Source organism: Neorhizobium galegae (genome assembly GCF_021391675.1).
GTDB lineage: Bacteria > Pseudomonadota > Alphaproteobacteria > Rhizobiales > Rhizobiaceae > Neorhizobium > Neorhizobium galegae_B.
Window position 1 is genome coordinate 4520001 of the sequence record NZ_CP090095.1, and the last position, 20825, is coordinate 4540825.

The following is a 20825-nucleotide window of genomic DNA, read 5'->3' on the forward strand; positions in this document are numbered from 1 at the left end:
GACCGCCGCGCAGTGGGCGACCCTCTCCGGTTATGCGCTCGCGCTTTTTGCACGCGGCCAGCAACTGGCGGCGCAACGCGGCCTGATTCTCGTCGATACCAAATACGAGTTCGGCACCGATGCCGAGGGCACCATCATTCTTGCCGACGAGATCCATACGCCGGACAGCAGCCGCTACTGGATCGCCGACAGCTACGACGAGGCCTTCCGCAACGGCACGCGGCCGAAGAGTTTCGACAAGGATTTCATCCGCGCCTGGGTGGTCGAGCGTTGCGACCCCTATAAGGATGAGATCCCCGCGATCCCCGCCGAGCTCGTCGATGAGACCGCCAAGGTCTATCGCACGGCTTACGAGACGATCACCGGCGAGACTTTCGTGCCCGATACCAGCGGCGCGACCGTGCTCGACCGTATCCGCAGCAATCTGGCGCCCTATTTCAGCACGCGTTGAACAAATTGGCCGGAAAACCGATCCGGTATTGTAAAGAGGACAGAGTGCGCAGACCGAGACGCAAGGCGGAAGAAACCCGGGGCGATATCCTCAACACGGCAGAGACGCTCTTCCGTGAACGGGGGATTGCCAAGTGTTCGATCGCCGACGTCGCCCATGCGCTGCATATGTCGCCCGCCAACATCTTCAAGCATTTCCATTCCAAGGCATCGTTGGCGGATGCCATCTGCGACCGGCATATCAGCCGCATGATCGGCCGGTTCGAGACGCTCGACGAGCCGGCACCGGCGCCGGAGCGGCTGGCGATCGTCGTCCGCAAGCTGATGGAGGCACATCTCCAGGACCTCCGCGACAATCCCTTCCTGTTCGAGATGATTTTCCTGATGTCGGAGGCGGATCTCCCCAGCGGCCAGCATTACAAGCGGCTGATCGAGAACCTGTTCACCGATCTGATACGGCAGGGTGTCGAAAGCGGCGCCTACAAATGTACCGACCCGCAGGCGATCAGCCAGCATGTAGCGGCCGCCTTTGCGAGCGTGCTCCATCCGGTCCTTCTGGCCAAGGCCGGTGAGGCGGAATTGCATGACCGCTGCAATGGCCTTGCCAGACTTGTGAATGCTGCGCTGCAAAATCCGCTTGCCAAGTGACGGTTTTATATTTACGTCACTTTCGCGAACCTGGAACGCTGGTCGAACTTCCGTTTTCGACCACCACTGTTCCGACCGCCTGAGACGGGTTAATCTCCCCGTCTTCCGCCCCGGCACATCCCGCTTGCCGAGGCGATCGCCCAGATGTTTTGCCTTGGATGACGCCATGACCGGACGCAAACTGATACTTTCCCTGCTTCTTTCCGCAGCACTCGCTGCCTGCAGCGATTCGGGCCAGACGCCGGCCGGCAACGGTGCGGCTGGCGGCGCGCCGCAACGCCCGCCGCAGCCGGTCAGCGTGGTGATCATGAAGAAGTCCGAGCAGCCGATCACGGCCGTCCTGCCGGGCCGGGCGGCACCCTTCCAGATTGCCGACATCCGCCCGCGCGTCACCGGGGAGATCAAGGAGATCGCCTTCAAGCAGGGCAACGAGGTCAAGGCCGGAGACCTTCTCTACAAGATCGAGGACAGCACCTATGCGGCCGAGGTCGCCCAGGCGAAGGCGACCGTCTCGAAGGCGGAAGCCAGTATCCCGAGCGCCCAGGCGAACCTCTCCCGCTATGAGCGGCTGGTCAACAGCGGTGCGACGCAGATCGAATATGAGAGCGCGCGGGTGACGCTTCTTCAGGCCCAGGCGGATGTGGCTCAGGCCAATGCCGCGCTCAATGCCGCCCAGATCAATCTCGACCTGACCGAAATCCGTGCGCCCTTCGACGGCGTCACGTCGATCTCCAATGTCAGCATCGGCAATATCGTTACCGCCAACCAGACAACGGCGCTGACGACGCTCCGCCGCCTCGATCCGGTCTATATCGACCTCATCGATTCCAGCACCAATCTTCTTGAGCTGCGCTCGGCCATGGCTTCCGGCCGCTTGAGCGGCGATCCGCGCAAGGCGGATATCCGCCTTGCTCTGGAAGACGGGACGGACTATCCCATGACCGGCAAGCTCGACATGGCCGACATGGCCGTCAGCGAAACCACCGGCACCTATCAGATCCGCGCGCTGTTCGATAACCCCAACGACATGATCCTGCCGGGCACTTATGTGCGCGCCACGGTCACCCTCGGCAACGAGAGCGGCTACCTGATCCCGCAGCGCGCCGCGACGCGCAATGCCCGCGGAGAACTTTCCGCCAAGTTCGTCACGGCGGACGGCAAGGTCGAGACCCGCATCTTCCCGGCCAGCAGCGTTTCCGGCAACAACTGGCTGGTTACGCAGGGTGTAACCGATGGCGATCGCCTGGTCGTCGACGGCTTCCAGTGGATCGCCGATGGCGCCACGGTTCAACCGGTCGAGGCGACCATCAACGACAAGGGTTTTGTCGTCGAGGCGCCGAAACCAGCCGCGGCAAAGCCGTGAAGGCCCTGAGCGGAACCGATCATGACGAAACGCGGCAAGGAATAATCTGAATGGCCAAGTTCTTTATCCGGCGACCGGTATTCGCCTGGGTCATCGCGATCGTCATTATGCTCGGCGGCGCGCTCGCCATCGCGACGCTCTCGATCTCGCAATATCCCGACATCGCGCCGACCACGGTCAGGATCACGGCAAGCTACAACGGCGCAAGCGCGGAAACCGTCGAGAAATCGGTTACGACGATCGTCGAGGACGGCATGACCGGCCTCGACGACCTCACCTATATGACCTCGTCCTCCTCGACCGGCCGCGCCACCGTCACGCTGACCTTCGGCAGCAGCGTCCTTCCGGACATCGCCCAGGTGCAGGTGCAGAACAAGCTGCAGCTGGTGCAATCGCAGCTTCCCGATGTCGTGCAGCAGGCGGGTCTCGAGGTCGCCCGTTCGACCTCGAGCATCCTGATGGTCGGCGCCCTGGTTTCGACCGACAAGAAGCGAAGCTCCGTCGATCTCGGCGACCTGTTTTCCACGCAGATCGAGGATCAGGTCAAGCGCCTGGAAGGCGTCGGCAGCATCGATATCTTCGGGTCCGGTTACGCAATGCGGGTCTGGCTCGATCCCTACAAGCTGCAGAAATACCAGCTGACGCCCGCGGATGTGACGTCCGCGATCCAATCCCAGAACACCCAGGTTTCGGTCGGCGCGCTCGGCGGTCTTCCGGCCAAGGCGGAGCAGCAGCTCACGGTCACCATGACCGCGCAAAGCCAGCTGACGACGGTCGACGATTTCGAGCGGATCATCCTCAAGGTCGAACAGGACGGCGCGACGGTGCGGCTCAGCGATGTCGCCCGCGTCGAGATCGGCGAAGAGAGTTATGGCGGCGGCTCCCGCCAGAACGGCCTGCCGTCCACGGGTTTCGCCGTGAACCTCGCGACCGGCGCCAACGCTCTCGATACCGCCGCACGCGTCAGGGAGGCGCTGACCGACATTGGACCCCATCTTCCAGACGGCGTGGAGATCACCTATCCCTACGACACGACGCCCTTCGTGCAGCTTTCGATCGAAAAGGTCGTCCACACGCTCATCGAAGCAATCATCCTGGTTTTCGTCGTCCTGCTCGTCTTCCTGCAAAATCTGCGTGCAACGCTGATCCCGATGATTGCGGTGCCCGTCGTCCTGCTCGGCACGTTCGGGGTCCTGGCGATAACCGGATATTCCATCAACACCCTGACGATGTTCGCCATGGTTCTGGCGATCGGCCTTCTCGTCGACGATGCCATCGTCGTCGTCGAGAACGTCGAGCGCATCATGGACGAAGAGGGCTTGAGTCCGCTCGAAGCGACCGAAAAGTCCATGGGCGAGATCACCGGCGCCATCATCGGCATCGCGCTCGTCCTGACGGCGGTGTTTATCCCGATGGCCTTTTTCGGCGGCTCGACCGGCATCATCTACCGCCAGTTCTCGATCACCATCGTGTCCGCCATGCTGCTTTCCGCTCTGGTCGCCATCGTGCTGACGCCGGCGCTTTGCGCCACCATGCTGAAGCCGATCGACCATCACAAGAAACGTCGCGGTATCGGCGCCCTGTTCAACCGTGGCTTCGAGCGTTCCACGAGCGGGTACGTCAGCACCATCGGTTATCTCCTGAAGCGCCCGTTCCGTGTGATGCTGGTGTTCCTGCTGGTGATCGGCGGCTGCGCCTGGCTTTTCACCAAGCTGCCGAATTCCTTCCTTCCGCAGGAAGACCAGGGCGTTCTGCTGACCATTATCCAGACGCCCGTCGGCGCCACCACGCCCCGCACCGACGAAGCGGTCAAGAAGGTCGAGGCCTATTTCCTCGAAAAGGAAAAGGACAATGTGGATGCTGTATTCGGCGTCCTCGGCTTCAGCTTCAGCGGAAGCGGCCAGAACAACGCGATCGTCTTCACCAAGCTCAAGGATTTCGCCGAGCGAACCAGGCCGGAGCAGTCCGCCGCAGCTATCGTCCAGCGGGCGAGCGGCTATTTTTTCACCATCCGCGACGCGCAGGTCTTCGCGCTGCTGCCGCCGGCCATCCAGGGACTGGGCACGTCGAGCGGCTTCTCCATGTACCTGGTCGACAGCGGCAACAACGGCAATGCGGCGCTGACCACGGCATCGCAGCAGCTCATCCAGGCCGGCACCGGCAATCCCAACATCAGTTCGCTGCGCAGCAGCACCCAGCGGTCCGAAACCCAGCTCAAGATCCTGCTCGACCAGGAAAAGCTGGGCGCGATGGGCGTCGACCTCGCTTCGGTCAACTCGATGCTGGCGACCATCTTCGCCGGGCGCGACGTCAACGACTTCACCCTCAACAACGAGCTGAAGCCGGTCTATGTCCAGGGCGATGCGCCCTACCGTATGCAGCCGGACGACCTGAAACACTGGTTCGCCCGCAACAATAGCGGCGAGATGGTACCCTTCTCCTCCTTCAGCACCGTCCAGTGGATCAACGGCACGCCGCAACTTGCGCGCTTCAACGGCACCAGCGCCATTCCTTTCGACGGCGCGGCGGGTCCTGGCGTCAGCACCGGCCAGGCCATGGACGAGATGCAGAGGCTGACATCCGCACTGCCTGGCGGTTATTCGGTGGCCTGGCAGGGCATTTCCTATCAGGAACGGCTGTCCGGCTCCCAGGCGCCGATGCTTTATGCGCTATCGGTCCTGATCGTCTTCCTCTGCCTTGCGGCACTTTATGAAAGCTGGTCGATCCCGTTCTCGGTCATATTGGCCGTGCCGATCGGCGTGCTCGGTGCGCTTTCCGCCGCGTATTTCTTCGGCCAGTCGAACGACGTCTACTTCAAGGTCGGGCTTCTGACGACGATCGGCCTGGCGGCGAAGAACGCCATTCTGATCGTCGAATTCGCCAAGGATCGTCAGGTAGGCGGGAAGAGCCTGATCGAGGCGACCCTTGAGGCAGCACGCCTGCGCCTGAGGCCGATCGTCATGACATCCCTCGCTTTCATCCTCGGCGTCGTGCCGCTGGCGATCGCAACCGGCGCCGGATCTGCCGCGCAGAACGCCATCGGCATCGGCGTGCTGGGTGGTATGCTTTCTGCAACACTTCTCGGAATTTTCTTCGTTCCGTCCTTCTTTGTTGTCGTTAGACGGTTATCAAAGCGTGAAAAAGAGTAGGATGACGATTACGTTCGTTAACGTATTCGACCTTTAATGCCGTCAGAAGCTGTACGAATCGCTGCTGACGGGACAATCGGAAGAGGCATGAGTGCTGACCTTCCACGCGTTGTAGGGCACTGGGACAGAAAAATGTTATCCATTCGTGTTGTTGCTCCTCTCACTATGCTGCTGCTTTCGGGCTGCGTCGTCGGTCCAGATCACAAGGCGCCGGAAATTGCTCTTCCGGGCAAATTTGCCGAAGCCGGCAAGACCAGCAACGGCGATGTTTCGCAGGTTGCCTGGTGGACCGCATTTAATGACAGCCGTCTGAACGGCTATGTAAATCAGGGGATCGGCCAGAACCTCGATATCCTCCAGGCCATGGAGCGGATCACGTCTGCCCAGGCCAACGTCACCGTCGCCGGCGCGGGCGCTCTCCCGTCGCTGGATCTCTCGGCCGCCAGCACGACCGCCGGCACTCGTACCGACCCCGGTTCGTTCTCGCGGACGACCGTGACGGCGGGCACTGCCGATGCGTCCTGGTTCCTCGATCTTTTCGGCCTCTACAGGCGTTCCAAGGAAAGTGCGCTCGCAAGCCTCGATGCTGCCTATGCCAGCGAGGACGTCGCACGTCTCTCGTTCCTGTCTCAGATCGCCGCGGCCTATATCGACGTACGCTACTATCAGGAGCGCATCGCGATTGCCCGACGCAACCTCGATTCGCGGCGCGAAACGCTGAGCCTCACCAAGCTCCAGCTTGATGCCGGCGCGGCGTCTCGCCTCGATGTCGTCCAGTCGGAAGGCTTGGTCAATTCGACGATCGCAGAAATTCCGGGCCTGGAGACGAGTTTCCGCGGCGCGGCGCACCGTGTCGCCACGCTTCTCGCCATGCCTGCATCGACGCTCGTTCCTGAACTGCAGAAGGGCGCCCGCCAGCCGGTCGCCCGCTTCAGCACCAAGGCCGGCATCCCGGCGGACCTGATCCGCAACCGTCCGGACATCCGTGCGGCGGAACGCAACCTCGCATCGGCTGTCGCCGAAATCGGCGTTGCCGAGGCCCAGCTCTATCCGGCCATTACGCTCGGAGGCTCCATTTCTCCGAGATACAACGCCATTGCCGGCAGCCTGGATACCCGGGCCCTGACCTGGTCCTTCGGTCCGCAGCTGAGCCTGCCGATCTTCGACGGCGGCCGTCTGCGCGGCAACGTCAAGATCGCCGAATCCAGCGCTCGCGGACAGTATCTCGCCTGGAAGCAGGCGGTTCTGAACGCGGTCGAGGAAGTGGAAAATGCACTGGCCGCTGTCGCTCGCGACAGCCGCACGGTTTCCGCACTTCAGGCAACTGTGAAGTCCTACGAAGAAGCCCTCCAGCTCGGTACCGCCAGCTATCGTGACGGCGCCTCCTCGCTGCTCGACGTTCTCGATGCCCAGCGTGAGGTCTCGACCGCCCAGTCGAACCTCGCTGCCGCCGTGCGTCAGATGGCGCAGGACTACGTCTCGCTCAATGTGGCGATCGGCGGCGGTTACGCCTTCGGCAAGACCGATACCAAGGTCGCGTCTGTGGTCGTCAAGAAGTAGCCTCGGCCTCAGCATAACCGACAATAAAAAACCTCCGGAGCCAGCGCTTCGGAGGTTTTTTTATCACGCCCGGAAAGGCCGGGGACGATCGATTCGACGATCAGTTCTTGGCGCGCTCGACGTAGGAATTGTCTTCGGTGGCGATCACGACGCGGGTGCCGGCATCGACATGCGGCGGAACCGCGGTACGGATGCCGTTCGACAGCATGGCCGGCTTGTAGGACGAGGAAGCAGTCTGGCCCTTGACGACCGGTTCGGTCTCGACGATCTCGAGCGTGACGTGGCGCGGCAGCTGAAGAGCCAGCGCGATGCCTTCGTGCATGGACAGAACGCAGGTCATGCCTTCCTGAAGATAGGCCTTCTGGTCGCCCATCGTGTCCACGTCCACCACGACCTGGTCGTAGTTTTCCGGGTTCATGAAGTGGAAGCCTTCGCCGTCTTCATAGAGGAACTGGTGGTTGACGTCCTCGACGAAGGCGCGCTCGACCTGCTCGGTCGTCCGCCAGCGCTCGGACACCTTCACGCCGTCGACGATGCGGCGCATATTGACCTGCGTGACAGGCGTGCCCTTGCCGGGGTGGAAGTTCTCGGCGGTGAGAACGACATAAAGCTTGCCGTCCACATCGATGACGTTGCCCTTGCGGACGGAAGAGGCGATGACCTTGACCATGGGATTCCTTGTGGTGCGAACCGGCTTGTAACTGCCGAAAATGCGTCGTAGAGGACCGGGCGATAACCGGCCCGAAGGACGGATCGTCTGTTTTCCGGCCGGAACTACTCTAAAACCGCGCAAAGTGGAAGCCTTGCCGGGGAGAACCGGCGAAGAAAGCCGCAAATGAGCTCGTCGCGACCTGCCATATCCCGCTCGCCCTGGTGGACGCCGGCAAACCATGCCGACCGCCGGCCCTTCCTGATGGGCCGCAACGCGGTCCAGACGGCGTTGCGCGACTTCTTCTCCGAGCGCGATTTCATCGAGGTCGATACGGCGACGCTCCAGGTTTCCCCGGGCAACGAGACACATCTGCATGCCTTCGCAACCGAAGCGGTCGCCATCGATGGCGGCAGGGCGCCGCTCTATCTGCACACGTCGCCGGAATTCGCCGCCAAGAAGCTGATGGCCGCCGGCGAGAAGCGTATCTTCACCTTCGCGCATGTCTATCGCAACCGGGAACGCGGGCCGCTGCACCATCCGGAATTCACCATGCTGGAATGGTACCGCGTCGGCGAAAGCTACGAACAGCTGATGGCCGATTGCGCCGAGATGCTGGCACTGGTCGCCGATACCACCAGGACCGGGCGCTTTGCCTTCCGCGGGATGGAAGTCGACCCTTTCGCCGAGCCGGAACGCCTGACGCTCGCTGAAGCCTTCGACCGGTTCGCTGGCATCGACCTGCTCGCCTCCGTCGCGACGAACGGCGATACCGACAGGGACCTTTTGGCGGCCGGCCTGAAAAAGGCCGATATTCGCTTTGCCGAAGACGACACCTGGGCAGACCTTTTCAGCAAGGTTCTGGTCGAGAAGGTCGAGCCGCATCTCGGCCAGGACCGCGCGACGATCCTCCATGAATACCCGGTTTGCGAAGCAGCGCTTGCCCGCCCTTCCGCCCGTGATCCGCGGGTCGCCGAACGTTTCGAGCTTTATGCCTGCGGCGTCGAGCTTGCCAATGCCTTTGGGGAACTGACCGACGCCGGCGAACAACGCCGCCGTTTCGAGCACGAGATGGCCGAGAAATCCCGCATCTACGGCGAACGTTATCCGCTCGACGAAGACTTTCTCGACGCGCTTTCGATCATGCCCGACGCAAGCGGCGCCGCACTCGGCTTCGACCGGCTCGCCATGCTGGCAACGGGTGCGACCCATATCGAACAGGTCATGTGGGCGCCGGTCGCGGAGGTGCTTGGATGACCGCAACGCGTTCACTGAAGGCCGCCGATGATCTGGTATCCGCCGGACTGATCGAACCCGAAAAACTTGCCTCCATTCGTGCGGTGGCGGATCATTATGCCATCGCCCTGACACCGACCGTGGTTTCGCTCATCGACCGCACAGACCGGCAGGATCCGATCGCCCGGCAATTCGTCCCCGATCCGGCCGAACTGCTGACGACGCCGGAAGAGCGTGCCGACCCGATCGGCGATCAGGCGCACAGCCCGGTCAAGGGCATCGTTCACCGCTATCCGGACCGGGTGCTGCTGAAGGCCGTGCATATCTGCCCGGTCTACTGCCGCTTCTGCTTCCGCCGCGAGATGGTCGGGCCACAAGGCGACGGAACGCTGGCGCCTGAAGAGCTGTCGGCGGCACTCGCCTATATCCGCGAGCATTCGGAGATTTGGGAAGTGATCCTCACCGGCGGCGATCCGCTGGTGCTTTCGCCGAGAAGGCTTGCTGCCATCATGCGCGGCCTTGCAGAGATTCCCCATGTAAAGATCGTCCGCTTCCACACGCGGGTGCCCGTCGTCGAACCGGAGCGCATCGACGCGGCAATGATTGCGGCACTGAAGGAAAGCGGCAAGGTGGTCTACATCGCGCTGCACGCCAACCATCCGCGCGAAATGACCGACGCCGCCCGTGCCGCCTGCTCCCGCCTGGTCGATACCGGTTTTCCGATGGTGAGCCAGACGGTGCTCTTGCGCGGCGTCAATGACGATCCGGCGGTGCTTGGCGACCTGATGAAGGCTTTCGTCGAGACCCGGATCAAGCCCTATTACCTGCACCATCCCGACCTCGCCCCGGGTACGAGCCACTTCCGGCTGGATATCGCCGAGGGCCAGAAGATCGTCTCGGCGCTGCGCGGCACCATCTCCGGCCTCTGCCAGCCCACCTATGTCCTGGATATCCCCGGCGGCCACGGCAAGGCGGTGATCGGCGAAAGCGCCGTGCGCGGCGAAGGCGGATGTTATTCCGTCAGCGATTTCCGCGGCGGGGAGCATGCGTATCCTCCGAAATGACACGGGTTCTTGTTCACGCGGCGAAGTGCGCCCGTGGCTTGGCCTGTTTGGAGAGCCCACACGAATGCGGAACCTCGATTGATTTTTTAATGGTGGCTCCGCATTCGCGTGGCCTTCGGCGTCTTTTCGGGGCTTCCGGCCCCTACAGGTGATCACCTCGCCCCACTGCGTGGCTTCGTTCGCGATCTCCTTTCGGGAAATCCTGCCACTTGCACGGCTCAACCGAACCCGGCCCGGTGGCCAGGGGGAGGCTTGATAGGAAGGCTTGCCTTTCAGCGCACCCTCCATGGCTTTCACCTCCCTGACCTTTCCTGCACGTTACAGGTCCAACCAGGGCGCCGGCCCCCGCCTGCCCGCGAACGTCTCGCGAAACACTCCGGCGACGGAAGCGGGGGGATTGTAGGCATAGCGCAGAAGGGCGGGGAAACTAAAACCGGAAAAATTTGGCGTGCCGCGTAAGCCTCCTCTGCCTGCCGGGCATCTCCCACCAGGTCAGAGCCATCACATATGGAATGTGCGGCAGCGCGGCATTCTTAACCCTCCCCCTTGTGGGGAGGGTGGCCGGCAGGCGGGAGGGGTTTTGATGCTGGATGAAGTCCCCTCCCCAACCCCTCCCCGCAAGGGGGAGGGGCTCCACGCGCCGCCCCATGCCTTCATGGGATCGCCCTGCTCTTGAGGGGAGATTGGCTGGGCTGCAAGGCAGCGGGCTGAACTCGCCTCGTCATCGAAGGGCGCAGGATCAGCTCACCCCTTCTCGACCGGCATGTAAAGATCGCCGCCGTCGCGGTATTTGGCGGCCATGGCTTCCAGCCCCTCCTTCTGCGCTTCGGCGCGGATGTCGTGGGAAATCCGCATCGAGCAGAATTTCGGGCCGCACATGGAGCAGAAATGCGCCACCTTGTGCGCCTCCTTGGGCAACGTCTCGTCATGCATCGAGCGCGCCGTTTCCGGATCGAGCGAGAGGTTGAACTGGTCCTCCCAGCGGAACTCGAAGCGGGCGCGCGACAGCGCGTCGTCGCGCACCTGCGCCGCCGGATGGCCTTTGGCGAGATCGGCGGCATGCGCCGCGATCTTGTAGGTGATGACCCCCACCTTGACGTCGTTGCGATCCGGCAGGCCGAGATGTTCCTTGGGCGTCACGTAGCAGAGCATGGCGGTGCCGAACCAGCCGATCATCGCAGCCCCGATCCCCGACGTGATGTGGTCGTAGCCCGGCGCGATATCGGTGGTCAGCGGCCCGAGCGTATAGAACGGCGCCTCGCCGCAGACCGCGAGCTGCTTGTCCATGTTGGCCTTGATCTTGTGCATCGGCACATGGCCGGGGCCTTCGATCATCACCTGGCAATCCTTCGCCCAGGCGATCTTCGTCAGCTCCCCGAGGGTCTCCAGTTCCGCGAACTGGGCCGCATCGTTGGCGTCGGCGATCGAACCCGGGCGAAGACCGTCGCCGAGCGAGAACGACACGTCGTAGGCCTGGGCGATGTCGCAGATCTCCTCGAAATGCTCGTAGAGAAAACTCTCCTTGTGGTGGTGCAGACACCACTTGGCCATGATCGAGCCGCCGCGGGAAACGATGCCGGTGACGCGGTTGACCGTGAGCGGGATATAGGCGAGCCGCACGCCCGCATGGATGGTGAAGTAGTCGACGCCCTGCTCGGCCTGCTCGATCAGCGTGTCGCGATAGACCTCCCAGGTCAGGTCTTCGGCAATGCCGTTCACCTTTTCGAGCGCCTGGTAGAGCGGCACGGTGCCGATCGGCACGGGCGAATTGCGGATGATCCAGTCGCGGATATTGTGGATGTTGCGGCCGGTCGACAGGTCCATGACCGTATCGGCGCCCCAGCGGATCGCCCAGACCATCTTCTCGACTTCCTCGGCCATCGACGAGGTGACGGCCGAATTGCCGATATTGGCATTGATCTTCACCAGGAAGTTGCGGCCGATGATCATCGGTTCGGATTCGGGATGGTTGATGTTGGCGGGAATGATCGCCCGGCCTTCGGCGACTTCGCGCCGAACGAACTCGGGCGTCACGAAGTCCGGCACATGGGCGCCGAAACTTTCTCCGTCGCGGACGGGCGGCTCGCTGGCCGCCTGCCGGCCGAGATTCTCGCGGATGGCGACGAATTCCATCTCCGGCGTGATGATGCCGGCCCGCGCATAGGCGAGCTGGGTGACGGCCCTGCCCGCCTTCGCCTTGAAAGGCTGGTTGCGGACCGGGAATTCCGGCGTCAGGTGGCTGCCGGACACGAAGCCGTTGTCCTCCGGCCTGACGATGCGGCCCTCATAGGCCTCGACATCGCCGCGGGCGACAATCCAGCTTTCGCGCAGGCGAGCCAGGCCGGCATCGATGCTGATCGCGGCGCCGTCGGCGGTATAGGGACCGGAGGAATCGTAGACGGTGACCGGCGGTTCGCCGGAGGTCGGATGCAACGCGATCTGCCGCATCGGCACGCGGATGTCCGGATGGATCGTTCCTGCTTTCAGGACCTTCGTGGAAGCGGGAAGCGGGCCGGTGGTGACGACCGGGGTGAGCTTGGTGGTTGCGATATTCATGGCTCGAGGCTCCAAGGTTTGACGTTTGGAGACCCAGTTCCAGTGTTGGAATGATGGAAAAACACCTCGGAATCCGAAGGACGGTTTCCCGTCCTCGCTGCCGCAGCGCCCGCACCGTCCCTACGCCAGTATGAACTGGATCAGGTTCAACGGGTCACTGCGCCTCGGCCGGCCAAAGCCGGTCCGACCAGCAGTATCTCAGCCCCTTGACGGGACCCCCCTGGTGAATGACGCCATCAGAAACCCGCGGGCCGTTGATGTCAAGCCGGCCCATGCCGATGGCGATCGATCGGATTTTACGGAATCCCGCAGCCCTAACTTCACGACGTTTATTGCCGGAATCTTAGGCTTTCCTGCGTAATAACGTCCCCAGCGATGAACGCAGAATTCGAACGATCCGGAGACGTCGAGATGAACGAGACCATTCGCGAATTGCTCACACGGGTAGGCGGCCTTCCGGTCGCGGTGACCGAGCTGGAAGACGGCGCCGATCTTTATGCGGCCGGCCTCTCCTCATTTGCATCCGTACAACTGATGCTGGGCCTGGAAGAGGCCTTCGACATCGAGTTTCCCGACAGCCTTTTGAACCGCAAGTCCTTCGCCAGCATAGCCGCGATCGAGCAGACGGTTTCGCATATCCTGAAAGCGCGCGAGGCCGCTTGAGATGAGCCTCCCCGCCTTTGCCGCCGACATGAGCCTGAGCGCCCGCGCTCACCGCGTGGCAACCGTAGCGGCCGAATTTGCCGACCGCGTCGATCATGACGGCCGCTTCCCGCGCGAGGCGGTCGATGCCATGAGGGCCGAGCGCCTGATCGGCATCCAGATCCCGGCCGCGTTCGGCGGCGAGGGCGCTTCGATCGCCGAGATCGCCGAGGTCTGCTCCATCCTGGGACAGGCCTGCGCCGCGAGCGCCATGGTTTTCGCCATGCACCAGATCAAGGTTTCGAGCCTCGTCGAGCACGGCGGCGACAGCGAATGGCATAGGGACTTCATGCGCGAGCTTGCCGGCCGCCAGCTTCTCGTCGCCTCCGCGACGACCGAGGGCGGCATCGGCGGCAACATGCGCAACTCGATCTGCGCGATCGAGGTCGACGGCGACACCTGCCGGCTGACCAAGGATGCGACGGTGATTTCCTACGGCGCCCACGCCGATGCGATCATGGTCACCTCTCGCTCCAACGAGAAGGCCGCACCGACCGACCAGGTCATGACCGTCTTCAAGCAAGGCCAGTATACCCTGCAGAAGACCGTCGACTGGGATACGCTCGGCATGCGCGGCACCTGCTCCGACGGTTTCCTCTTCAGGGGCGAGGCGCCGTCCGTCCAGATCTTTCCGAAGCCGTTCGCCGAGATCGCGGCGCAATCGATGCTCGCCACCTCGCATCTCCTCTGGAGCGCGGTCTGGTACGGGATCGCCGCCGATGCGGTACTGCGCGCCCAGGCTTTCGTACGCGCCGCCGCCCGCAAGGCGGGTGGCACCCAGCCGCCCGGCGCGCTGAGGCTCGCCGAAGCCTCGAACCTGCTGCAGCTCCTCAAGGCCGGCATCCTCTCCGGCCTCAGGATCTACGCGGATGCCAAGGCCGATCACGACCAGCTGTCGTCCATGGCGTTTTCGATCGCCATGAACAACGTCAAGCTCGCCTCCTCCGAGACGATCCTGACCATCATCAACCAGGCGATGATCATCTGCGGCATCATGGGCTACAAGAACGGCACGCCCTACAGTCTCGGCCGGCATCTGCGCGACGCGCATTCCGCCCAGCTGATGATTTCCAACGACCGCATCCTCGGCAATACGTCGACCATGCTGCTCGTTCAGAAACCGGACACCAGCCTGCTCGGCTGACGCCCCGATCATTTCATATGTAAACCATTGAAAAGAATGAGGTAAAGCCATGGATATGCAAGTTTCATTTCTCGACCGCCTGTTCGATGCAGGCCTGCTGATCGAGACGGGCGTCGACGGACTGTATGGCCGCAGCGGCCAGTTCGAAGACGTCATCGCCGCCTTCGAGCGGTTGATCGACAAAGTCGGCGGTAGCGACGGTGCCGAGGCGATGCGCTTCCCGCCGGGCATGAACCGCGCCTTCTTCGAGACCAGCGGCTATATGAAGAGCTTTCCGCAGCTCGCCGGCACGGTGCATTCGTTCTGCGGCAACGAACTCGACCATATGAGCCTGCTGAAATGCATGGAAGTCGGCGAGGAGGACTGGACCAAGGGCCAGGAAGCGACCGACATCGTGCTGACGCCGGCCGCCTGCTATCCGCTCTATCCGACCGTCGCGCGGCGGGGCAGCCTGCCCGCCGGCGGCGCTCTCTTCGACCTGCAGAGCTACTGCTTCCGCCACGAGCCCTCCAAGGATCCGGCCCGCCAGCAACTTTTCCGCATGCGCGAATATGTCTGCATGGGCACCGAGAGCCACGTCACCGACTTCCGCCAGCTGTGGATGGATCGCGGGGTCGAGATGATGAAGTCGCTCGGCCTCGAGGTGGAGATCGACATCGCCAACGACCCGTTCTTCGGCCGCGCCGGCAAGATGCTGGTCAACAACCAGCGCGACCAGAACCTGAAATTCGAACTGCTGATCCCGATCACCTCTGTCGCCAAGCCCACCGCCTGCATGAGCTTTAACTATCATCAGGACAGTTTCGGCCTGAAATGGGGCCTCAACCTGGAGGATGGCAGCGTCGCTCACACGGCCTGCGTCGGTTTCGGCCTCGAACGCATCGCGCTTGCGCTCTTCCACACCCACGGTCTGGACGTAAAAGAGTGGCCGGGCTCCGTCCGCGCCACGCTCTGGGGCTGATCCAATGACGGCGGTATTTCCGGCGCTCGATCCGGCGAACTACAGGACGCATGCGCTGCATTCGGCCGAGCGCATGTGGCCGGAGACGAATTGTTACGTCGATCTGTGGATAGAGGTGCTTTCGGCACAGGGTCTGCCGCCGGAAGCCATGCTCGGCTTCACCCTGACCCAGGATTTCGAAGGCGACCAGTTCACCTTCTTCAAGGTGCCGCTCGAAGACCTCGAGACCCTGTTCGGCATCCGCGTGACCGAATTGGCGATCTTCGACCGGCCGGAATGGCATGTTACGGAGCAGATCCGTCGCGGCCGACTGACGCTGCTCGAACTCGACAGCTTTTATCTGCCCGATACGCGCGGCGTCGCCTATCGCCAGGAACACGGCAAGACGACGGTCGCGATCAACCGGCTGGACCTCGAACGCCGCGAGCTCGACTATTTCCACAATGGCGGCTTCTTCACCCTTTCCGGCGACGATTTCGATGGCCTGTTCCAGTTGAACGCCGGCCCCGAGGCGCTGCCCTTCCTGCCCTATACCGAGTTCGCCAAGTTCCCCGCCGCCTATCCGGACGCGAGGGAAATTCGCGAAACCGCCTGGAAGCTGCTCAGGCACCATTTTCCCCGGCGGCCGGAAGAGAATCCGATCCGAGCGTTCGGGAAGATCTTCCCGGCGCAGGTGGAGCGGATCGCCGAGAGGGATTTCGGCTTCTTTCACAAATACGCGTTCAACACGCTCCGGCAGATCGGCGCCAATTTCGAGCTGCTGGCGAGCCATCTCGCCTGGCTGAACCACAAGGCGTTCGCCCAGCCTGAACAGCAGGCGCTGAGGATCTCGGAAGTGGCGAAATCCACCCAGTTCCAGCTTGCCCGCGCCCTTACCCGCAAGAAGTTCGAGCCGCTGGCAACAGCGCTCGATCCGGCCGCCGACGCCTGGGACCTGCTGATGGGGGACCTGGCATCGACGCTGAGCCACGCCCGCGAGGCCGCGTGAGCCTTCTTATCCCGATCGGATCAGAGACCAGCCTTCTTGCCGAGGGCTGGTCTCTGGCGTTGACCGAGCCTGGCGCCTGCTCCCTGCCGTCCGATCTTCCTCCGGACCTGGAATACCTCCCGGCCATGGTGCCCGGCACGGTCGCCGCCGCCCTGGAAGCCACAGGCCGCTTCGACCGCAACAATCCCGAGCCGCTGATCGACAGGGATGTCTGGTATCGCTGCCGGCTTGCCGGTGAAGCGCCCGGGCCGGCGATCCTGCGGTTTGCCGGGCTTGCGACTGTCGCCGATGTGTTTCTCGGCGAGACGCTGATCCTGTCCTCGACAAGCATGTTCGAAAGCCACGATGTCGCGGTGGAACTGACGGGCACGGAAACATTATCGATCTGCTTCCGCGCGCTGAAGCCGCATCTGGAAAGGACAGGCTCCCGTGCCCGCTGGCGGCCGCGGCTGATGAACAACCAGGGCTTGAGATTTGTCCGCACCACGGCGCTCGGCTTCATGCCAGGCTGGAGCCCGGAGGTCCATGCCGCGGGGCCATGGCGGCCGGTTTTTCTGATTGGCGGCGCCGGCTCCTTCTCCCCCCTTGCGGGGGAGATCGGATGGGGCGCCGTCTTCCCTTACATCGCTGCGGAGAGAAGGGATTTCAGCTTCTCAGCCGCACTCGGCGAAGATGGTGAAGGTCTCCTGAAGGTGAGCTTTGCCGATGACGAGCTTAGTCACAACCTCCACCTCATCTGCGCCGGTCACGAAGCTGCGTTCACCTACGACGAAGGAAAATACTCCGCCGAGCTGCACCTTCCCGGCGTCAAACCCTGGTGGCCGCATACCCATGGCGAACTGGCCCTCTACGACGTGGCGCTCCGGATCGACGGCAAAGATTTTCCCCTCGCCCGCACCGGCTTCCGCAACATCCGGATAGATCGTGGCACGGACGGCGACGATTTCGCCGTCATCGTCAACGGCGAGAAGATATTCTGCCGCGGCGCCGTCTGGACCTCCGCCGATATCGTCGGTCTGCCGGGCGATCGCGCCGGCTATGAGCCCTGGCTCAGGCTCGCCAAAGACGCGGGCATGAACATGATTCGCATTCCGGGCATCGCCACCTATGAAAGCCCGGATTTCTTCGCGCTGTGCGACGAACTCGGCCTGCTGGTCTGGCAGGATCTGATGTTCGCCAATTTCGACTATCCTGCCGGCGATCCGGATTTCGTGATTCACGTGAAAACGGAAGTCGGGCAGTTCCTGGCGGCGACGCAGGCCTCGCCGTCGCTTGCGGTCCTTTGCGGCGGCAGCGAAATCTATCAGCAAGGCGCCATGCTGGGCCTGCCGGAACGGATCTGGAAAGGTCTGCTCTGCGAGGAGATCCTTCCTGCCTTGGCAGCCGATTGCCGGCCGGACCTGCCCTATGTGGCGAATTCGCCCTCCGGCGGCGCCTTGCCTTTCTACCCGAATGCCGGCGTCGCCCATTATTACGGTGTCGGCGCCTACAAGCGGCCGCTCGAGGATGCGCGGCGGGCAAACATCCGTTTCGCAGCCGAATGCCTGGCATTTTCAAACCTCTCCGACTCGGAAACGCTGGCCGGCGGCAAGTCCGGAATCCCCCGTGATGCCGGGGTGGACTGGGATTTCGAGGACGTTCGCGATCATTACCTCGGCATCCTTTACGATGCCGATCCGCGGACGTTGCGTGCGCAGCAGCCGGAACGATATATCGCCCTCTCCCGCGCCGTGACCGGGGAGGTGATGGAAATCGCTTTCGCCGAATGGCGCCGGCCCGGATCGACCTGCAACGGCGCGCTGGCCTTTACCTTCCAGGATGTCATGCACGGTCCCGGCTGGGGCGTGGTCGGCGTCGACCGCAGGCCGAAACCTGCCTGGTTCGCGCTGAAGCGGGCCTTCCGGCCGGTCCAGGCCATATTTGCCGACGAGGGCACCAATGGGCTGGATGTCCATCTCATCAACGAAACGCCCGCCGACCTGCCGGTCGTTCTGGAATTGGCCTGCCTGCGGGACGGCAAGATGCCCGTTGTATCCGGCCGCCGAGACCTGACGCTTGTTTCTCGCAGCAGCGAAAGCATCGCCTCGACCGATCTGTTCGGCGCCTTCTTCGACACCAATTACGCCTACCGTTTCGGCCCGCCCTCTCACGACGTGACGGTTGCGCGGCTGAAACATGCGCAAACGGGGGAGATTGTCGCGGAGGCTTTCCATTTCCCGCTCGGACGCGTCCGCGCTTTCCATGATGCCGAGATTGCGGTTTCGGTTGCAGAGGGCGACGGAGAGTTCTGGCTGGAGCTTTCGACGGACATCTTTGCGCAATCGGTCAGCATCGAATGCGCCGGTTATCGTCCCTCGGACAATGGCTTTCACCTGGCGCCGGGGGCAATCAGGCGCATCCGCCTTGCCGCACTCCCGGAGGCCGCCGGCAGGCCCGGCGGCACGATCCGTTCACTCGGCGGCGATCGAATCCTGCGTTTTTGAATAGGCGAGCTCTTCCAGCGGAAAACGGAAAGCCATTTGCCTGAGAGCCTTGAGATAGGCAGCCCGGGCATGCTCCGGCGTCAGATTGTGGTCGGCATCCGGAATGATCTCCGCCAATACATTGGGGAAACGGCTCAATCCGGACCCGTCATGGCCGAAATAGAAGTCGTATTGTTCGAGGCCGAGATCATTTTCGCTATAGATCAGCGAAATGGAGGTGCCGCGCTGGTGGAGGGTGCGGAAAGTGCCGTAGATCGCCCGGCCCTCCGGCAGGAAACCACGAAAGGCATGCAGGATCTTGTGCTTGGCTCGGTTGCCGAGACCCTTCGCGATATTGCGGGCCGCGACAATGGTATCGACCTCACCTCGGATGATGCGCTTGAACGTTTCGGCTCGCAGGGCCCGCCTGCGATAGTCCTGCAGGCTGCGCGTGCCGTTGACGATCGCATCCTCGACCGAACGGCCAGGCGACCAGCGAAACACGGCGGGATTGACGGATACATTGCCGGCGATGCGAGGTTCGGCGACCGAGGCCTGGAAGCCGAGATAGGCACCGCTGCAGCGGCCTGCGGTCACGACCGGCGTCAGGCGACGGCTTTGGAGAAAGTCGATCGCCTCCGATACATCGGCATTTTGGGTGGAATGATAAAGGACCTGCTCCGGCCGACCCGGCACCGGCGGGCTATCTCCCGCATTGGCCGTATCGAAACGCAGCGAAGGAATGCCGGAGCGGGCCAGCGACCGGGCCAGCGCCACCGTCGTGCGGCCCCAGCCGGCATGCCTGTCATAGGCCGATGTCAGGAAAAGCACCGTGGCGCCCGCGCGGCCGTGATTCGGCTCGCAGAGGACCCCGAACAGCCGATCGTCGAGGCCGAAACGAACCGGGGTTTCCGTGAAACCGTCACCGACGAGCGGCTCCGCCTGCACCGGCGGGCGGTGTACCGCGGAGGGTGCCTCACCGGGTAACGCAACGATCCAGTCCGCCAGCTTGTCCGCCACCGGGAGCGGAAGTCTCGCAATCGCCGGATTGGAGACCAGCTGGTCGTAACCTTCGAAAGCCTGCTCGGTTACATCCGCCCCGAGCGCCCGGAGCCGCGCGGCGAATTGCGTGTCGGCCGGCCGGTCGGCCCGTCCGACCACCAGAACGCGCGGCGCGGCCGGCCGATCGATCATCAGCAGATTGACCTTCCGAACCTCGTCGGCGATCTGGCCGGGCATGGTGAGGGAGGCGATGGACACGCCGGTCTTGTCGCGCTGCTCGTCGGCAAGGCCCAGATTTTCATCCACCACCCTGGACCAGACCGCAAGCTCGCGAATATGCAGGCGACCGGAAACGACCGGCGCCATATAGGCGATGCCGGCCAGATCGTCGAGCCTGTCGGCGGCCTTGGTCGCGACCACGGCCCCCAGGCCTTGCGAAACGAGGACGATCCGATCGCAGCCGGAAAGCGCCTTGAGATGCGTGGCAGCGGAAACGAGGCTGTCGGACCAGACGGAAAGCCCGCCCTCGAAATCGAGGTCGTCAAGCGCATCGCCGGTACCCGGATAATCGAACCGCAGGCTGGCAATGCCGCGATCGGCAAGCCTTTCCGAAATGATGCGCCAGAACTTGCGCGTGCACATTTCCTCCAGTCCCCAGGGGCTGGCAAACAGCACCGCCACGCCGGACGGCGCGGTTCCCGCGGACGATGGCGTGAAAAGCCCGACAGTGCCGCCGAACGTCAGCGGTTGCGAAGCCGAGCGTTGAGGCAAGGGCGAGGTTTCCCCGGCGGTCGGGGATTTATGTCGAGCGTCCATCATGGTCGTGCCGGCAGGTTTTTTGATCACTGCACCAGCAATACGTCCGTCCTTGCTTCCAGGCGCTTAAACTAT

Annotated in this window: 15 protein-coding genes and 1 riboswitch (1 of these 16 only partly in view); of the genes, 12 read left to right on the forward strand and 3 right to left on the reverse strand. The window is 63.1% G+C overall.

What is annotated here, in order from left to right:
* The 5 genes from LZK81_RS22160 to LZK81_RS22180 all read left to right on the forward strand — a co-directional run.
* On the forward strand, positions 1 to 451 hold the final stretch of the coding sequence (locus LZK81_RS22160) for a phosphoribosylaminoimidazolesuccinocarboxamide synthase (RefSeq protein ID WP_046606752.1). 500 nt of this gene lie to the left of the window's left edge; 451 of the gene's 951 nt are visible here — the last part of the coding sequence; the start codon falls outside the window, past its left edge; it ends in the stop codon at positions 449 to 451.
* A 44-nt stretch (positions 452 to 495) separates the two neighbouring features.
* The gene (locus LZK81_RS22165; RefSeq protein WP_046606751.1) at positions 496 to 1098 is read left to right on the forward strand and encodes a TetR family transcriptional regulator; all 603 of its coding nucleotides are present in this window, start codon (positions 496 to 498) and stop codon (positions 1096 to 1098) included.
* A 166-nt stretch (positions 1099 to 1264) separates the two neighbouring features.
* Positions 1265 to 2461, forward strand: a complete 1197-nt coding sequence (locus tag LZK81_RS22170) for an efflux RND transporter periplasmic adaptor subunit (protein WP_046612047.1) — start codon at positions 1265 to 1267, stop codon at positions 2459 to 2461.
* Positions 2462 to 2511: 50 nt separating this feature from the next.
* Positions 2512 to 5610 (forward strand): efflux RND transporter permease subunit, encoded by a 3099-nt coding sequence (locus LZK81_RS22175; RefSeq protein WP_233954693.1) that lies wholly within the window; start codon positions 2512 to 2514, stop codon positions 5608 to 5610.
* Between the two features lie 132 nt (positions 5611 to 5742).
* Entirely contained in the window at positions 5743 to 7170 is a 1428-nt protein-coding gene (locus tag LZK81_RS22180) for an efflux transporter outer membrane subunit (RefSeq protein ID WP_046606748.1), read from the forward strand.
* Between the two features lie 100 nt (positions 7171 to 7270).
* On the opposite strand, the gene efp is transcribed toward LZK81_RS22180, so the two are convergent.
* A complete protein-coding gene (gene efp, locus LZK81_RS22185) occupies positions 7271 to 7840 on the reverse strand; it encodes an elongation factor P (RefSeq protein ID WP_038547065.1) in 570 nt (189 codons plus the stop codon).
* A 165-nt stretch (positions 7841 to 8005) separates the two neighbouring features.
* Here efp and epmA point away from each other — a divergent pair, with 165 nt between their 5' ends.
* Together epmA and LZK81_RS22195 are read left to right on the forward strand one after the other, a co-directional pair.
* Positions 8006 to 9076, forward strand: coding sequence for an EF-P lysine aminoacylase EpmA (gene epmA, locus LZK81_RS22190; protein WP_233954695.1), 1071 nt, complete (start codon positions 8006 to 8008; stop codon positions 9074 to 9076).
* Positions 9073 to 10119: a lysine-2,3-aminomutase-like protein gene (locus tag LZK81_RS22195; protein ID WP_233954697.1), complete on the forward strand. Its 1047-nt coding sequence runs from the start codon at positions 9073 to 9075 to the stop codon at positions 10117 to 10119. The genes epmA and LZK81_RS22195 overlap by 4 nt, the downstream gene beginning before the upstream one ends.
* Before the next feature lie 744 nt (positions 10120 to 10863).
* On the opposite strand, the gene thiC is transcribed toward LZK81_RS22195, so the two are convergent.
* A complete protein-coding gene (thiC, locus tag LZK81_RS22200) occupies positions 10864 to 12675 on the reverse strand; it encodes a phosphomethylpyrimidine synthase ThiC (protein WP_233954698.1) in 1812 nt (603 codons plus the stop codon).
* Positions 12676 to 12774: 99 nt separating this feature from the next.
* A riboswitch (TPP riboswitch) is annotated at positions 12775 to 12907 on the reverse strand.
* Positions 12908 to 13086: 179 nt separating this feature from the next.
* On the opposite strand from thiC, the gene LZK81_RS22205 reads away from it, so the two are divergent.
* The 5 genes from LZK81_RS22205 to LZK81_RS22225 are packed head-to-tail and all read left to right on the forward strand — an operon-like array spanning position 13087 to position 18953.
* Positions 13087 to 13338: an acyl carrier protein gene (locus LZK81_RS22205; RefSeq protein WP_046606773.1), complete on the forward strand. Its 252-nt coding sequence runs from the start codon at positions 13087 to 13089 to the stop codon at positions 13336 to 13338.
* A 1-nt stretch (position 13339) separates the two neighbouring features.
* On the forward strand, positions 13340 to 14521 hold the full coding sequence (locus LZK81_RS22210) for an acyl-CoA dehydrogenase family protein (RefSeq protein WP_233954700.1): 1182 nt from the start codon (positions 13340 to 13342) through the stop codon (positions 14519 to 14521).
* 49 nt (positions 14522 to 14570) lie between these two features.
* Positions 14571 to 15482: an amino acid--[acyl-carrier-protein] ligase gene (locus tag LZK81_RS22215; RefSeq protein ID WP_233954701.1), complete on the forward strand. Its 912-nt coding sequence runs from the start codon at positions 14571 to 14573 to the stop codon at positions 15480 to 15482.
* Positions 15483 to 15486: 4 nt separating this feature from the next.
* Positions 15487 to 16470, forward strand: a complete 984-nt coding sequence (locus tag LZK81_RS22220; RefSeq protein ID WP_046628469.1) for a DUF1839 family protein — start codon at positions 15487 to 15489, stop codon at positions 16468 to 16470.
* Complete coding sequence (locus LZK81_RS22225) at positions 16467 to 18953, forward strand: glycosyl hydrolase 2 galactose-binding domain-containing protein (RefSeq protein ID WP_233954702.1); 2487 nt, start codon at positions 16467 to 16469, stop codon at positions 18951 to 18953. The genes LZK81_RS22220 and LZK81_RS22225 overlap by 4 nt, the downstream gene beginning before the upstream one ends.
* On the opposite strand, the gene LZK81_RS22230 is transcribed toward LZK81_RS22225, so the two are convergent.
* On the reverse strand, positions 18921 to 20705 hold the full coding sequence (locus LZK81_RS22230; RefSeq protein ID WP_233954703.1) for an alpha/beta fold hydrolase: 1785 nt from the start codon (positions 20703 to 20705) through the stop codon (positions 18921 to 18923). The two genes, LZK81_RS22225 and LZK81_RS22230, sit on opposite strands and share 33 nt — an antisense overlap.
* Positions 20706 to 20825: the final 120 nt, after the last annotated feature.